The organism is Vibrio sp. V42_P2S4T144 (assembly GCF_009904715.1).
Lineage (GTDB): Bacteria > Pseudomonadota > Gammaproteobacteria > Enterobacterales > Vibrionaceae > Vibrio > Vibrio alginolyticus.
Window position 1 is genome coordinate 1 of sequence record NZ_WXWS01000431.1, and the last position, 14,984, is coordinate 14,984.

Annotated in this window: 15 protein-coding genes; 9 read left to right on the forward strand and 6 right to left on the reverse strand. The window is 46.0% G+C overall.

What is annotated here, in order from left to right:
- The coding region (gene orn, locus CAG68_RS14460; protein WP_161441306.1) for an oligoribonuclease at positions 1-217 on the reverse strand (217 nt) is incomplete at its 3' end.
- A 129-nt stretch (positions 218-346) separates the two neighbouring features.
- On the opposite strand from orn, the gene rsgA reads away from it, so the two are divergent.
- The 4 genes from rsgA to CAG68_RS14480 all read left to right on the forward strand — a co-directional run bounded on the left by rsgA (position 347) and on the right by CAG68_RS14480 (position 4,990).
- Positions 347-1,411 (forward strand): small ribosomal subunit biogenesis GTPase RsgA, encoded by a 1,065-nt coding sequence (gene rsgA / locus CAG68_RS14465; RefSeq protein WP_025768798.1) that lies wholly within the window; start codon positions 347-349, stop codon positions 1,409-1,411.
- A 119-nt stretch (positions 1,412-1,530) separates the two neighbouring features.
- Positions 1,531-2,388, forward strand: a complete 858-nt coding sequence (gene asd / locus CAG68_RS14470; RefSeq protein WP_054730418.1) for an archaetidylserine decarboxylase — start codon at positions 1,531-1,533, stop codon at positions 2,386-2,388.
- A 166-nt stretch (positions 2,389-2,554) separates the two neighbouring features.
- Entirely contained in the window at positions 2,555-3,970 is a 1,416-nt protein-coding gene (locus CAG68_RS14475) for an SLC13 family permease (protein WP_025768799.1), read from the forward strand.
- Positions 3,971-4,102: 132 nt separating this feature from the next.
- On the forward strand, positions 4,103-4,990 hold the full coding sequence (locus tag CAG68_RS14480; RefSeq protein ID WP_086047078.1) for a DMT family transporter: 888 nt from the start codon (positions 4,103-4,105) through the stop codon (positions 4,988-4,990).
- A gap of 82 nt (positions 4,991-5,072) precedes the next feature.
- Here the strand turns inward: CAG68_RS14480 and gpmM are convergent, their stop codons facing one another.
- Positions 5,073-6,605, reverse strand: a complete 1,533-nt coding sequence (gene gpmM / locus CAG68_RS14485; RefSeq protein ID WP_054730415.1) for a 2,3-bisphosphoglycerate-independent phosphoglycerate mutase — start codon at positions 6,603-6,605, stop codon at positions 5,073-5,075.
- 547 nt (positions 6,606-7,152) lie between these two features.
- On the opposite strand from gpmM, the gene CAG68_RS14490 reads away from it, so the two are divergent.
- The 5 genes from CAG68_RS14490 (at position 7,153) to CAG68_RS14510 (ending at position 11,583) form a co-directional block, all read left to right on the forward strand.
- Positions 7,153-7,587, forward strand: a complete 435-nt coding sequence (locus CAG68_RS14490; RefSeq protein WP_005386415.1) for a rhodanese-like domain-containing protein — start codon at positions 7,153-7,155, stop codon at positions 7,585-7,587.
- A 225-nt stretch (positions 7,588-7,812) separates the two neighbouring features.
- Entirely contained in the window at positions 7,813-8,277 is a 465-nt protein-coding gene (gene secB, locus CAG68_RS14495; protein ID WP_005386410.1) for a protein-export chaperone SecB, read from the forward strand.
- 195 nt (positions 8,278-8,472) lie between these two features.
- Entirely contained in the window at positions 8,473-9,510 is a 1,038-nt protein-coding gene (gene gpsA / locus CAG68_RS14500) for an NAD(P)H-dependent glycerol-3-phosphate dehydrogenase (RefSeq protein WP_005381474.1), read from the forward strand.
- 78 nt (positions 9,511-9,588) lie between these two features.
- Positions 9,589-10,410 carry a serine O-acetyltransferase gene (gene cysE / locus CAG68_RS14505; RefSeq protein ID WP_005381475.1) on the forward strand — a complete coding sequence of 274 codons (822 nt, stop codon included), beginning with the start codon at positions 9,589-9,591 and terminating at the stop codon, positions 10,408-10,410.
- 27 nt (positions 10,411-10,437) lie between these two features.
- Positions 10,438-11,583 (forward strand): murein hydrolase activator EnvC family protein, encoded by a 1,146-nt coding sequence (locus CAG68_RS14510; protein WP_064368829.1) that lies wholly within the window; start codon positions 10,438-10,440, stop codon positions 11,581-11,583.
- Positions 11,584-11,657: 74 nt separating this feature from the next.
- On the opposite strand, the gene CAG68_RS14515 is transcribed toward CAG68_RS14510, so the two are convergent.
- The 4 genes from CAG68_RS14515 to epmA form a co-directional block, all read right to left on the reverse strand.
- Positions 11,658-12,614 carry an acetyltransferase gene (locus tag CAG68_RS14515; protein ID WP_053307392.1) on the reverse strand — a complete coding sequence of 319 codons (957 nt, stop codon included), beginning with the start codon at positions 12,612-12,614 and terminating at the stop codon, positions 11,658-11,660.
- A gap of 144 nt (positions 12,615-12,758) precedes the next feature.
- A complete protein-coding gene (locus tag CAG68_RS14520) occupies positions 12,759-13,394 on the reverse strand; it encodes a TetR/AcrR family transcriptional regulator (RefSeq protein WP_005381480.1) in 636 nt (211 codons plus the stop codon).
- Between the two features lie 21 nt (positions 13,395-13,415).
- On the reverse strand, positions 13,416-13,790 hold the full coding sequence (locus CAG68_RS14525; RefSeq protein WP_017635567.1) for a VanZ family protein: 375 nt from the start codon (positions 13,788-13,790) through the stop codon (positions 13,416-13,418).
- Positions 13,791-13,799: 9 nt separating this feature from the next.
- Entirely contained in the window at positions 13,800-14,771 is a 972-nt protein-coding gene (gene epmA / locus CAG68_RS14530; protein WP_005381485.1) for an elongation factor P--(R)-beta-lysine ligase, read from the reverse strand.
- Between the last annotated feature and the right edge of the window lie 213 nt (positions 14,772-14,984).

The window sequence follows — 14,984 nt, forward strand, 5'->3', positions numbered from 1 at the left end:
CCACCAAACCGCTTGCCGTATGCGTGTTAGTACACCAGTCGTCCATTTTCGCCAGTTCTTCTTCCGGCTGATGAATCGCTAACACTGGACCTTCAGCCAAAATATTTAGTTCGCTATCCGTGACAATAGAAGCAATTTCGATGATTTTGTGCGTTTCAGGATCAAGCCCTGTCATCTCTAAATCAACCCAAATTAGGTTTTGATCGCTAAAGGACATGGTTACGCCGCCTATTTGTTTATCGATAAAAGAGGTACTATACCTCAAAATACGAGAAACACGATACTCATACACGGAGCCAAGAGTACGGCTCAACCATTTGAGTAAATTCACATAAAGTACAGAATTGTGGCAAAGAAGAAAAAGTTAACCAAAGGTCAGGTGCGACGCGTACGTAGCAACCAACAAAAGCGTTTGAAGAAGCAAGAAGAGTCCATCCAGTGGGATGAAAACATGCTAGGCGCCAGCAAGCAAGGTCTCGTGATCACTCGTTTTGGTCAGCACGCGGACATTGAAGACCTTGAAACAGGCGAAATTCAACGCTGTAACCTCCGCCGTGGTATTGAGTCTCTAGTATCTGGCGATCGTGTTTTATGGCGCGAAGGATTGGAGTCTATGGCGGGCATCTCTGGTGTTGTTGAAGCGGTAGAACCTCGCTCTTCAGTGCTCACTCGTCCAGATTATTACGATGGCCTAAAACCCGTTGCAGCCAATATTGATCAAATGGTCATTGTCTCTTCGGTATTACCAGAGCTATCGCTAAATATTATTGACCGCTATCTCGTTGCATCAGAAACACTGAATATTGCGCCATTGTTGGTCTTAAATAAGGTCGACCTTCTAGAAGCCGATGACCGTGCAATGTATGAAGAATGGCTCAAAGAATATGAACGTATTGGCTATAAAGTGCTTCTGGTCAGCAAGAAGTCTGGAGAAGGCATTGCTGAACTAGAAACCCTACTACGTGATCGAATTAATATCTTTGTTGGTCAATCAGGCGTAGGGAAATCCAGCTTAGTCAACGCGTTAATGCCGGAACTAGAGAGCGAAGTGGAAGAAGGCGAAGTCTCTGAGAACTCTGGCTTGGGCCAACACACCACGACGGCTGCACGTTTATACCACATTCCAACAGGTGGCGATTTGATCGACTCACCTGGAGTACGTGAATTTGGTCTTTGGCATTTGGAAGCAGAAGAAGTAACAAAAGCATTCGTTGAATTTCGACCATATTTAGGCGGTTGCAAGTTCCGAGATTGTAAACACAATGATGACCCAGGCTGCCTTCTACGCGAAGCTGTCGAGAACGGGGAAATTAACGAAACTCGCTTTGAAAACTATCATCGCATTTTGGAAAGCATGGTTGAAAACAAAGCAAATCGTCAGTATTCACGTAATAAAAAAGCCGATCTGTAATTGAGTTAAGGCTGTAACTGTGTAAAAAGTCTTCACCTAATACTGACAAGCCAATTAAATTTCAGTAACATCACGCGCCCTAAAGCGCGAATCTAACAACAGAAGTATCGGAATTAAAGATGGACAAGTTTAAAGTTGGACTGCAGTACTGGATCCCACAACACGGCCTCACTCGCCTAATGGGTAAACTGGCTTCAGCAAAAGCTGGCGGTCTAACAACAGCAGTTATTCGTTGGTTTATCAAACAATACAATGTGAATATGGATGAGGCAAAGCACTCAGATCCTAAGCATTTTAAAACGTTCAACGAGTTTTTCGTTCGTGAGCTAAAAGAAGGCACACGCCCAATTTCTGAAGGCGAAAACGTCATCACTCATCCAGCCGACGCTTGTGTTAGCCAGTTTGGCCCTATTGAAGATGGTCAACTTATCCAAGCAAAAGGTCATCACTTCTCAGCACAAGAATTGCTGGGCGGTGACGCGAATTTAGCGGACGAATTTAAAGATGGTTCTTTTGCCACATTGTATCTATCTCCGCGCGATTACCACCGTGTACACATGCCATGTGACGGCACTCTGCGCCAAATGATTTACGTACCAGGTGACCTGTTCTCAGTAAACCCTCTGACAGCAGAAAACGTACCGAACCTATTTGCACGTAACGAGCGTGTGGTGTGTATCTTCGATACTGAGTTTGGTCCAATGGCACAGGTGCTTGTTGGTGCGACAATTGTTGGTAGCATTGAGCAAGTATGGGCTGGCACGATCACTCCGCCTCGTGGAAACACTGTCTACAAATGGGATTACCCAGCAGAGGGTGACAAGGCCGTGATCTTGAAAAAAGGCGAAGAGATGGGCCGCTTCAAACTGGGTTCTACTGTTATTAACCTGTTTGCCAAAGACGCGATTGAGTTTGACGCAAGCATGGAAAACGGTAAGCCAACCGTTATGGGCACACCTTACGCCTTGAAAAAATAAGTAAAACACCGTTAAAGAGCCCTTTATTAAGGGCTCTTTTTATTGATAAAAAGCAAAACTCCGTTCGAAATTTAGCCTCTATTTCTCAAACTCATACCTGCCTCTAAGACCCTCATTCCACAATCAATTATCCTGCGCTTAGAATGAATATTTAGAGGGGCAGCCAATGCCAAAGATGAGTGTAAACACGTTGGCGAAATTGCTGGTGTGCTTTTTAATTCCGCTCGGTGTTTTGATGATGCCGATCGATGCTATTCCTATTGACGATCTCACTTTAATTCAGCATCGCCTGTTAGCTATTTTTCTTCTTGCTGCCCTACTTTGGGTTCTCGAGCCGGTTCCCGTTTTTGCTACGTCCATTCTTATTATCGCTCTTGAACTGATCATGATATCGGATAAAGGTTTGCATCTATTTCGCAATCCACCAGCGGGGCATGATTTAGGAGAGTTAATTGCTTACACCGATATTTTCTCGGCCTTCTCTTCACCGATCATTATTCTTTTTATGGGTGGTTTTGCTCTTGCGATTGCGGCTTCCAAATACGAGCTCGACAACAACCTCGCCCGAGTACTATTAAAACCATTCGGCACCCAACCTAAGTTCATCATGCTGGGCTTGATGTTAATTACCGCCGTTTTTTCAATGTTTATGTCCAATACTGCCACGACCGTGATGATGCTAGCCCTGCTTGGCCCCATCGTCGCTTCAGCACCTAAAGGGGATTTAGGGATTAAAGCGCTGGTGCTGTGCATTCCAATTGCCGCGAATACAGGCGGCATTGCGACTCCGATAGGCACGCCACCTAATGCGATAGCGCTTCAATATCTCACTGGAGAAAACGCGATAGACTTCCTATCTTGGATGACAATGGGTCTACCATTTGTGTTGGTACAACTCACTGTAGCTTGGTTCTTGTTGCAAAAGCTGTTTCCGTCCAGCGAACCAGAAATGAAACTAAAGCTAGATGGTACATTCAAAAGGAGCTGGCGTGCGATCGTCGTCTACATCACTTTTGCACTAACCATTGTGCTTTGGATGACAACGAAAGTGCATGGCATGAATACATACGTTGTCGCGATTATCCCACTAGCAGTGTTCACGTTAACGGGCATTATGGGAAAAGAAGAGCTCAAGCTGATTAACTGGGATGTTTTATGGCTGGTTGCCGGTGGTATAGCAATTGGTATTGCCTTAGACAAAACGGGCTTAGCCGAAGCATTAGCGCACGCCATTGATTACAGCCTGCTATCACCATTTGCCGTTGTTTTAGCCCTATCAGTAGTGTGTTGGTTAATGGCGAACTTTATGTCTAATACCGCAACAGCAAACTTATTGATGCCTATTGCTGCCGCTATTGGTACATCAATGCCAAGCCTTATTGCGGTTGGTGGCCTACAAGGTTTACTGGTTGTCGTCGCCTTCTCCGCATCACTTGGCATGATCTTACCGGTTTCCACACCACCAAACTCTTTGGCTTATTCAACAGGCCTCATCGAGAGCAAAGACATGGCGAAAGTAGGCCTGATTCTCGGTTTGATTGGTCTACTTATCGTGTATGGCGCAGTTTTGGTACTGTTTTAATCGAAGAGCTCCATGAAAAAGCGTGTTGTCATGGAGCTGCTCTCCAGCTACTGCCCTTACAGAGCGGCTTTTACATCCCATAAATTTCGTGCATATTAAGACTCCTCTACTCTACAAGGACGTCGACACATCATGGGTTACGAATGGCTTGCTTTATGCGCCGCTTTTCTGTGGGCAGTTTCTAGCCTAATTTCGGTCATTCCTGCACAACACCTAGGCGCATTTTCTTACAGCCGCTGGCGTATGGGCTGCACAGCCGTGATCTTATCAACAATGGCCTGGATAACTGGCGGCTGGTTAACGGTTTCTTGGGAACATGTAACGCCAATGATGGCCTCAGGACTGATTGGTATTTTTATTGGCGATACCGCTCTATTCGCGTGTTTGAATCGTATGGGGCCAAGACAAGCCGGGTTACTCTTCTCTTGCCACGCCGTGTTCTCTGCCATCTTGGGCTACTTCTTATTTAGCGAAGTCATGACCACAATAGAACTACTGGGCGCATCATTGGTATTTAGCGGCGTGGTGATGGCGATATTCTTTGGCCGAAGAGGTCTAGTGAATAACGTCTTGGAAGACATTAAAGGTAACATCTGGGTGGGTATTGGACTTGGCTTAACCGCAGCAATGTGCCAAGCATTGGGCGGCATCATCGCCAAGCCAGTAATGCAAACCAGTATTGACCCAGTTGCGGCTTCTGCTATTCGAATGATCAGTGCCTTTTTCGCCCACAGCATGTTGTTAATTCTAGGAGTCAAAGTCGCTCGCTCGACGCAACACATTACTTGGCGCATATTTGGTATTACTGCGCTTAATGGTTTCTTGGCGATGGCCGTCGGCATGACGCTAATCTTATACGCACTGCAAGAAGGAAATGTAGGTATGGTTGCACTTCTATCTTCAACCACGCCAATCATGTTGCTACCGCTGCTCTGGGTTTACACTAAACGCCGACCAAACCGATTTGCTTGGTTGGGCGCGGCCCTAGCGGTGATTGGTGCGGGGATTTTAGTTCAGTAATCTTACAAACCAGTCCTTATTACCAGACACAAAAAAGCCCGAGTTTATACTCGGGCTTTTGTCATTCTGAATCGTCAGTTAATTACTTAACTAGCACATCACCCGTCATTTCTGCTGGGATTTCTAGACCCGCTAGAGAAAGCATTGTTGGTGCAAGGTCAGACAGTTTACCGCCTTCTTTGAACTCAACCGCTTTGTCACCTACGTAGATTAGAGGCACTGGTAGGTTAGTGTGTGCAGTGTGAACACCGCCAGTTTCAGGGTCGATCATCATTTCTGCGTTACCATGGTCCGCAGTGATCAGTAGCTGACCGCCAACTTCTTTGATTGCTTCAACCACTTTGCCTACGCTTTCGTCTAGTGCTTCGATTGCTTTCTCAGCCGCTTCATAAACGCCAGTGTGACCAACCATATCTGCGTTCGGGTAGTTACAGATGATGGTATCGAACTTACCAGACTTGATAGCCGCAACCATCTTCTCTGTTAGTTCTGGAGAGCTCATTTCAGGCTGCATGTCGTACGTTGCAACTTTTGGAGAAGCAACCAACTGACGCTCTTCGCCTTCGAATTCGTTCTCAACACCACCGTTGAAGAAGAAAGTCACGTGTGCGTATTTCTCTGTTTCAGAGATACGTAGCTGAGTTTGACCTTGTTTAGATAGCCACTCACCGTAAGTGTTTTCTAGAGACGCAGGTGGAAATGCGATAGCTAGAGGGATATCAGCCGCGTATTGAGTCAGCATCACAAAGTTAATTGCTGGGAATGCTGCACGCTCAAAGCCGTCAAATGCAGGAACGAATGCACGAGTGATTTGACGTGCACGGTCAGCACGGTAGTTCATGAAGATAACCGCATCGCCATCTTGCATGATTGCCTCTTCTTGACCTTCCGCTTTGATAGCTGTTGCTTTAACGAATTCGTCGTTTTCTTCACGAGCGTAAGCCGCTTCTAGACCTGCAACTGCCGTTTCTGCTGTGAACTCAGCTTTAGCTTGAGTTAGAAGATCGTAAGCAACTTGGACGCGATCCCAGTTGTTGTCACGGTCCATTGCGTAGTAACGACCTACTAGAGAAGCAACGCGGCCTTTACCTAGTTTCGCAAATAGATCTTGGAAACGTTGTAGTGAGTTTTCAGCACTACGTGGTGGTGTGTCACGGCCGTCTAGGAAGCAGTGTAGGTAGATTTTCTCTGCGCCACGCGCCGCTGCCATTTCAACTGCTGCGTAAATGTGGTCTTCGTGAGAGTGAACACCGCCTGGAGACATCAGGCCCATGATGTGTACTGCTTTTTCAGCTTTCACAGCAGAGTCGATTGCTTCAACTAGCGCAGGCGTTTGTTCGAACTCACCATCAGCAATTGATTTAGTGATACGAGTCAGGTCTTGGTATACAACGCGGCCTGCACCAATGTTAGTGTGACCAACTTCAGAGTTACCCATTTGACCATCAGGAAGGCCAACATCCATGCCTGAAGCAGAGATTAATGTGTGTGGGTTATTCGCAATCAGAGCATCCATTACTGGTGTTTTCGCATTCGCAATTGCGTTACTTGCTGTGTCTTCACGGTAACCGTAACCGTCAAGGATAACTAGAGCCAGTGGCTTCTTAGCTGACATAGTGATGACCTCATCAAATTTAAGTAACTTTTGGCGTAGGGCCTCTCTGCCCTATCTAACCTTGAAACAAAACTAGCGTAATTTTACTACACTTTTTAACCAAAACTGTAGGTTAAGATCAAATAATGTTTGCGATTTATTGTTGCTATCTTACAAGTTAAGCGAACAACGAGTCAGTGCCGACAATCGTGTTCCACAAGCATAGTCATTTCTAATACGCTTTGTACACCCCAGTCTAAGTTCGGTTTTCTTACGCTTATCATTCTTATTTTTGCACTTGAAACAGCGCTAATTTAAAGCAACATCAAACAAGATGGATTAATACCTATTGTTCTCTTTTCTCAGTAAAACAGAAGTCACTTAAACCGATAAGTCCAATAGGCAAAAGCAATCAAGCTACCAGAGCGAAATGTACGGATAGTAAGGGCATAAAGGGTTTATAGAGATCTCAATTATTCGTTAGAAAATTTTAACCCTCTCGCCTAAGAGCCGTAACCTCGCTATACTCCTGCTTTATTTTTCCGCCAACAGCGTAAGAGCTCAAGACATGCAAGAGTACATTGAATTTTTCCAACAGAACATGATTCTATCTTTGGTTTGGGTAGGTCTTCTTGTCGCCTTTATCATGAACATCGTGAAATCAGCGACAGCCGCATACAAAGAAATCAACGTAAACCAACTGACTCATCTTATGAACCGTGAAAACGGCGTTGTAGTGGATATCCGTACCAAAGACGAGTTCAAAAAAGGTCATATCACCGACTCACTTCACATTTTACCGTCAGACATCAAAGCGGGTAACTTGGGTAGCCTTGAAAACCACAAATCAGACCCAATCATTGTTGTATGTAAGACAGGACAGACCGCTCAAGAAAGCGCAAACCTACTAGTAAAAGCTGGCTTCGAAAACGTGAGCCTACTAAAAAATGGTTTGATTGCGTGGAACGAAGCGAACCTGCCGTTAGTTCGCGGTAAGAAGTAGGAACGTGGCAAGAACGAAAGTTCGCGTTTAAACGCGCTTTTACCAAGCCTCGCGGACAAAAAACTGAGCAAATTGAAAGCAGTTGGAGCACTAAGTTGTGACGCTTTGCACGTAATACACGCTTCATCTAGTCAAGGTAGATTGGCTCAGTTAGTCTCAGGACATACCAGTTTTCTGAGCTTAGACGTTTCTAGGCTCAACAAATATTGATTTAAGGATTAAAAAATGGCTGAAGCAGCACCTCAAGACGCACAACAAAACTTCGCAATTCAACGCATCTTCCTAAAAGACGTTTCTTTTGAAGCGCCGAACTCTCCAGTAATTTTCCAGAAAGAGTGGAACCCAGACGTTAAACTAGACCTAGACACTCAAAGCCGTGAGCTTGGTGAAGGCGTTTACGAAGTTGTTCTACGCCTAACCGTTACTGTGAAGAACGAAGAAGAGACTGCGTTCCTATGTGAAGTTCAACAAGGTGGTATCTTCACTGCTGAACAAATGGAAGCTGGTCAACTTGCACATTGCCTAGGCGCATTCTGCCCGAACATCCTATTCCCATACGCTCGTGAAACTATCTCAAGCCTAGTCGTTAAAGGTACGTTCCCTCAACTGAACCTAGCGCCAGTAAACTTTGACGCGCTATTCATGAACTACCTACAACAGCAAGCTCAACAAGGCGAAGCTGAAGCGTAATTCACGTTTTATAAGTGACGAATAGCCACAGTGCTGACGTCACCGACTCAAATAAAATGCACAGAGCGTCTACCATTCGATGCAATGTGCATTTTTTATTTCTGACAAAAGTTCCTAGTTCCTAATCGCCAGAAGGCGTAAAATTTGACGATTAGGAACTAGATTCTACTAGTAGCAAGACAATTAGGCGGTAGCATGACACAAGCAAATACAAACAATGCTTACGGTAAAGACATCGCAATGACTGTGATTGGCGCAGGCTCATACGGCACCTCTTTGGCAATCTCACTCGCTCGTAACGGCGCGAACGTTGTCCTTTGGGGACACGAGCCAGAGCACATGGCTCGCCTAGAAGCAGACCGAGCTAACCATGCCTTTTTACCAGGTGTTGATTTCCCTGAAAGCTTGATCATTGAATCGGATTTAGAAAAAGCCGTTCAAGCAAGCCGAGATTTGTTGGTTGTGGTTCCAAGCCATGTCTTTGGCATCGTGCTAAACAGCTGTAAACCATTCTTGCGCGAAGACTCTCGCATCTGTTGGGCAACCAAAGGGCTTGAACCTGAAACGGGGCGCCTGCTGAAAGACGTCGCTTATGACATTATCGGTGAAAACTACTCACTAGCAGTATTGTCTGGCCCAACGTTTGCGAAAGAGCTCGCAATGGGTATGCCGACTGCAATCTCTGTTGCGTCTCCAGATTCTGAATTTGTTGCGGATCTACAAGAAAAAATCCACTGTAGCAAAACCTTCCGCGTATACGCCAATAGTGACTTTATTGGTATGCAATTGGGCGGCGCTGTGAAAAACGTTATTGCGATTGGTGCGGGTATGTCTGATGGTATCGGTTTTGGCGCCAATGCTCGTACCGCATTAATTACTCGTGGCTTGGCTGAAATGAGTCGCCTTGGTGCTGCGCTGGGTGCACAGCCAGAAACCTTTATGGGCATGGCGGGTTTAGGCGATCTTGTCCTGACATGTACCGATAACCAATCACGTAACCGACGCTTTGGCTTGGCATTAGGCCAAGGTAAAGACGTTGATACGGCTCAAGAAGAAATTGGTCAAGTGGTTGAGGGTTACCGCAATACAAAAGAAGTATGGCTACTTTCTCAACGTATGGGTGTTGAGATGCCGATAGTTGATCAAATTTATCAAGTATTGTATCAAGGAAAAGATGCGCGCTTAGCAGCGCAAGATTTACTTGCTCGTGACAAAAAAGCCGAAGGAAAGTAGCAATCTACCGCCCTTTGCAGCTCATCTGAGAAAAATTGAAGTTGTCGGGTCACGGAAGAACCACTCTGGATATTGAGAATGAAACACTGCGAAAAACAAAAAGTCTGGAACAAAATTGTCTCAGAAGCCCGTGAAATGTCAGAACAAGAGCCTATGCTGGCGAGCTTCTATCATGCCACCATTATCAAGCATGAAAGTTTGTGTGCCGCTCTGAGTTATATTCTGGCTAATAAATTGAACACCGCTTCCATGCCAGCGATGGCTGTACGTGAAGTGGTTGAAGAAGCCTTTGCAGCTGATCCAACCATCACTGACGGCGCGGCTTGTGATATTTGTGCCACGGTCAATCGCGACCCTGCTGTTTCAATGTACTCAATGCCATTGCTGTACCTAAAAGGCTATCACGCACTGCAAGGCTACCGAGTAGCAAACTGGCTATGGAAGCAAGGTCGTCACGCTCTTGCGACTTACCTACAAAATCAGATTTCGGTAGCATGTCAGGTCGATATCCACCCTGCAGCGCGCATTGGTAGTGGCATCATGCTCGACCATGCAACAGGCATCGTGATTGGTGAAACTGCCGTGGTCGAAAACGACGTGTCTATACTGCAAGATGTCACCCTTGGTGGTACTGGTAAAGAATGCGGTGATCGTCATCCGAAAATTCGCGAGGGTGTGATGATCGGCGCTGGTGCAAAGATTCTTGGCAATATCGAAGTCGGTGAAGGCGCGAAAATCGGATCTTGCTCTGTGGTATTGCAAGCCGTGCCTCCTCACACAACGGTGGCTGGCGTGCCTGCAAAAATCGTCGGACGTCCAAAAACGGATAAACCCTCTCTCGATATGGATCAAGGCTTTAACGGCAAGTCGCAAAGCTTTATCCATGGAGATGGTATTTAATCGTCAACAAACCTTTTTGACAACAACGTGGTAGGTAACTCTCAAGTGCGAAAACAAAATCACCCTGTTCTACGCTCGGCTATTTTATTAACTTGTGCTTTATCTGCCACTTATCCCATTACCTCCTCTGCTGTGAGTCAGCAAGAGCTCAAAGGCGTATCCAGTGAGATAAGCCGTCAGCGCAAATCGCTCTCTTCCCAAGAAAAGCAGCTCAATGAGTTACAGAAATCATTAAAAGATCAAGAGCTTGGAATTTCTAAGCTTGAGCGTGAAATACGACAAACCAAGTCTAACCTCGCACAAGCAGACAAAAACATAGAAAATCTAGAAGAGAAAATTGCCTTGCAAGAAGCACAGCGTCAAGAGCAAGAAGAAGAACTCAAACAGCTGCTGCAAACGTATTACGTAACCGAGCGAGCGAAGGCCAATGGTCACTTGTTAAATCAAGGTGTGGAAGAAGACCGCATGAGCCAATACTTCCAGCATTTAGCTAAAGCACGTGCTGAAGTGATTGATGCGATCACCAAAATAACCCAAGAATTAGCGCACAACAAAAACCAGCTCGAGCTAGAAAAAGAGCAAATCGAGACTCTGCTCAAGCAGCAATCCGAAAAACGTACAGCGCTAGCAAGTACACAATCCAAGCGTAAGCAAACCCTGAATAAGATTCAGAGCAGTATCAAGAATGACAAACGCTACTTAGCCGAGCTGCAACGCAACGAAACCCGTTTAAAAGCAGAGATCGCCAAAGCAGCGAAGCGTAATGCGGTGCCAATGGACGGACTCGGCAAACAGCGCGGTAAGTTGCCTTGGCCACTCAAAGGCAGTGTGTTACACAACTTTGGTACGCGACAAACTGGGCAGGTAAACTGGAAGGGCATGGTGTTGTCTGCCAACTATGGTCAACAAGTGAAAGCCGTTTATCCTGGTACTGTCGTATTTGCTGAGTATCTGCGCGGATACGGTTTAGTGGTACTGCTCGACCACGGAAAAGGTGACATGACCCTCTATGGTTACAACCAAGCGTTAACTAAAAAAGAAGGCGATCGAGTCACCGCAGGCGAAGTGATTGCTCTCGCGGGTGATACGGGCGGTCAAGACAGGCCATCGCTGTACTTCGAAATTCGTCGTAATAGTGAAGCGCAGGATCCGAAATCTTGGTTAAAGCGCTGATTATCTGACTTATTGACTTATCATAAAAAAAGGAGCCACTCGGCTCCTTTGTTGTATTCATGTTTTGGAAAATGCTATGCGTAGTAGGTTTCTACCGCATCAATAAAAGCATGCACATCATCTTTGCTTAACGCGTTGATTCCTGCTGCCGCCTCTCGCCCCCCACCTGTCGGGAACTGACCACACACGGCCACGGCACCTTGTTTATTGTTTAACGGGGCACGGAGTGAAACCGTATAAGTACCATCTGCATTTTCAGTAAGTACCGCATGCGCAGAGTCAGGGGTTTGGTTTGCTAGCCAGTTGCCATAAACACCACTGATTCGGCGTGATGCCGCCGTGTTTGGTAACTCAAACAACTTCAGCTTACCGCTCTCATGCATGGCAGGCACTGCGAGAGCCGCCTCCATGTCTTGTTGGTAAGCCGATTGCAATTGGTAGTATGGCGAGGCCGTATCTTCAATAGCTTCAAATGGTGACGTGTACTTCAGCAAAGCTCGGTACAGCTCCGCAGGGTGAAAGTGTAAATCTTCGACTTTCGATCCGTAGCCGTTGTAGTTAATTAAAGTACCCAGCTCTTTTAGCTGCTCTTTCTGTTGCTGCGACAAGCCCGCGTTATTCGCTAACTCATCGGCTTTAGCAATCATGTTATCGCCATAAGCCGCCGTAATCGCCCAGTCATGAAAACGCCCATCAAGCAACTTATCGACAATCAACGCCGTGCACATGTTGGCATCGAGATCGATGTGCGCATCCAAATTACCATGCTGAGGAATGTCGCCCGCTTTGTGATGATCGGCGTAAAAGACGTGCGCGCCTTGAGCCAAAGCTTGCTCTAGACCTGCCATGTTCTTTTCCATCGAAATGTCTAACACAGTCAGCTCATCACCCGCTTGCACATCTACTTTTTCCACCAGCTTGATGTCGCGCTTTACACCGGTTATTAACTGGGCATCGACAGGATCAGCCAAACGCAATTGTAGAAGAGCAATGATGCCATCAGCATCACCATTAAAAATGTCGTAATTCATGGGGCGATAGTTCCTTTATCGAGAATCTTATCCCTGCAAGGGTTTTTAGCGTATGGGACTATTGTGCGTGGCATATTTGACAAGTCAACTCGAGCCACGACTCGAAAATGAGAGTGACTCTCGAAATATTAAGCAGTTTGACGTTTAACTGTGTAGATTGCTAACCGCATCTTCTAATAACAGTAGCTGCTCTAAGCCCTGCTCAGTTGCTAATGGCTTAACGACATTAAGCATCTGCAACATCCCTTGCTTCACCATTTGCTCGGTAATGTTGGTTTTTGAAGCCATCGCGGATTGATACGCCAACCAACTACACGCAATCAAGTGCAATGTACATACCAATGACTTCAACTGTTGTTGATCGACATTCAACAGCTTCATCGTTACGAACTCTTGCATAATAGCAATGAGGTTCGCTTGCAGCTTCTCTTGCACATCGATGTACTGTTCGTGTAGCTGTTCATCTCGTGACAAGATTTCTGGTAAGTTTGCGTAGAAAAAGCGGTATTTCCACATCAAGGTAAAAATAGAGTCTAGGTAGCTCTTCAGCATAGTCAGGCTCTCTTGCGAACCTTGAATAGGGGTAAATCTTTCTAAAAGTTCTGCTGAATAAAGCGCAAAGATCTCACGAACGATTTCTTGCTTATTGCGGAAGTGGTAATACAGATTACCAGGGCTAATTTCGATGTGATCGGCAATGTGATTGGTGGTGATGTTGCGCTCACCATGTTGGTTGAACAACTCCAGTGCCGCGTAGACGATTTTGTCGCGCGTTTTCATTGTTATCGTGTTCCCTCTTCATTAACGAATCGAGTATAGCGACTTCACCAACCTAGGTCGATAGAGGCTCCAAATACGGTAACATAACAGACCAGTTAAGATGCCAGTTGAGTTGGCGACAAGGTCTAACCAAGAAGTTTGTCGCCCTACATACCCTTGCAACCACTCAATAACGGCGCTGAATAGCAAAATACTAATCGCCACCGCCCAACGTTGACGCCAACGCCACACACAAAAACAACCTAAAAACGCAAAGCCGCTATACGCCATAGCGTGCTGCATTTTGTCGAGATACGCGATATTGCCCCAGTCTTGCAGTTCACCTGAACTCAGAGATAAAAAAGCGATCAATATGGCGTAGCTAAAGATGACGAAACGTGCAGCCGTCAGGTTCATTGGACGTCCTTATGCAATTGGAAATGGAAAGGCCGTCACTTGATCAATGTGGTCACAGCCTAGCGCCAGCATGATCAAACGATCGATACCCAACGCGACCCCTGCACAATCTGGCAACCCTGCTTCCAGTGCAGAGATCAGATGATAATCGATCGGCTGTGGTTTTAAACCCATTTCGATACGCTTTGCGTTATCTTGTTCAAAGCGCGCTAATTGCTCTTTCGGGTTATCCAGTTCATGAAATCCGTTCGCCAGCTCTATCCCCTTAAAGTACACTTCAAAACGATCCGCGACGCGATGATCTTGAGGATTGATTTTCGCAAGCGCCGCCTGTGATGCAGGGAAGTCGTACACAAAAGCCGGCACGTCCTGACCAATTTTGTTTTCTACTCCCACGCTAAATAGTAGTTGCAGCAGCGTATCGCGATCTTCTTCAGGCTCAGCAATGTCACTCAAACCCAGCTTGCTTGCCGCCGCTTTCAGCTCAGTCATCGAGCCTTCCAGTGGACACACACCCAACACATCAATGAAGGCTTGCTGATACGTCATGCGCTGCGCTGCGCCACACTTCAATACCAGCTGCAACAGGTCATCCATTTCATCCATCAATTTATGATGGTCAAAGCCAACGCGATACCACTCCAACATCGTGAATTCAGGGTTGTGGTAGCGACCATTCTCTTCATTACGAAATGCTTTGTTGATTTGATAAATACAACCGCTACCCGCAGCCAAAAGGCGCTTCATATGGAATTCTGGGCTGGTCATAAAAAACAGCTTACTGCCATCGGCATAGCCTGGGCCAACAAACTCGGTTTGGAAAGTATGCAAATGGATGTCAGTCACGGTTGCGTGACTCATGGCTGGCGTATCGACTTCCATCACCTGTCGGTCAGCGAAGAATTGTCGAATCGACGCGATTAACGTCGCACGTTGACGAAGTTGGTCAATGGAAGCAGTAGGTTGCCAGTTGGTTTGCATAACAAGTCTCTCAAACTTTAATTCAGCGAGGAAAGCCTCATTCTACATGCTTTTTACTCTTCAAGAAGAGAGGAATATCCCTTCTTCTTTTTACTAATGTGCTCGCCAATTTGAGGCAAGCATTACTCGTGCCGCAGAACAAAAAACACTCAGTTAAAATCCTATTATCCATGCGGTTAATGTCGCGCAACACAGGTTTAACATCCCTAATGT

Coding starts and splice junctions, on each gene's coding strand:
- epmA (WP_005381485.1), bottom strand. CDS start 14,771: ATGCAAACCAACTGGCAACCTACTGCTTCCATTGACCAACTTCGTCAA.
- CAG68_RS14520 (WP_005381480.1), bottom strand. CDS start 13,394: ATGAAAACGCGCGACAAAATCGTCTACGCGGCACTGGAGTTGTTCAAC.
- CAG68_RS14515 (WP_053307392.1), bottom strand. CDS start 12,614: ATGAATTACGACATTTTTAATGGTGATGCTGATGGCATCATTGCTCTT.
- CAG68_RS14490 (WP_005386415.1), top strand. CDS start 7,153: ATGCAAGAGTACATTGAATTTTTCCAACAGAACATGATTCTATCTTTG.
- gpsA (WP_005381474.1), top strand. CDS start 8,473: ATGACACAAGCAAATACAAACAATGCTTACGGTAAAGACATCGCAATG.
- cysE (WP_005381475.1), top strand. CDS start 9,589: ATGAAACACTGCGAAAAACAAAAAGTCTGGAACAAAATTGTCTCAGAA.
- gpmM (WP_054730415.1), bottom strand. CDS start 6,605: ATGTCAGCTAAGAAGCCACTGGCTCTAGTTATCCTTGACGGTTACGGT.
- CAG68_RS14525 (WP_017635567.1), bottom strand. CDS start 13,790: ATGAACCTGACGGCTGCACGTTTCGTCATCTTTAGCTACGCCATATTG.
- asd (WP_054730418.1), top strand. CDS start 1,531: ATGGACAAGTTTAAAGTTGGACTGCAGTACTGGATCCCACAACACGGC.
- CAG68_RS14475 (WP_025768799.1), top strand. CDS start 2,555: ATGCCAAAGATGAGTGTAAACACGTTGGCGAAATTGCTGGTGTGCTTT.
- CAG68_RS14480 (WP_086047078.1), top strand. CDS start 4,103: ATGGGTTACGAATGGCTTGCTTTATGCGCCGCTTTTCTGTGGGCAGTT.
- secB (WP_005386410.1), top strand. CDS start 7,813: ATGGCTGAAGCAGCACCTCAAGACGCACAACAAAACTTCGCAATTCAA.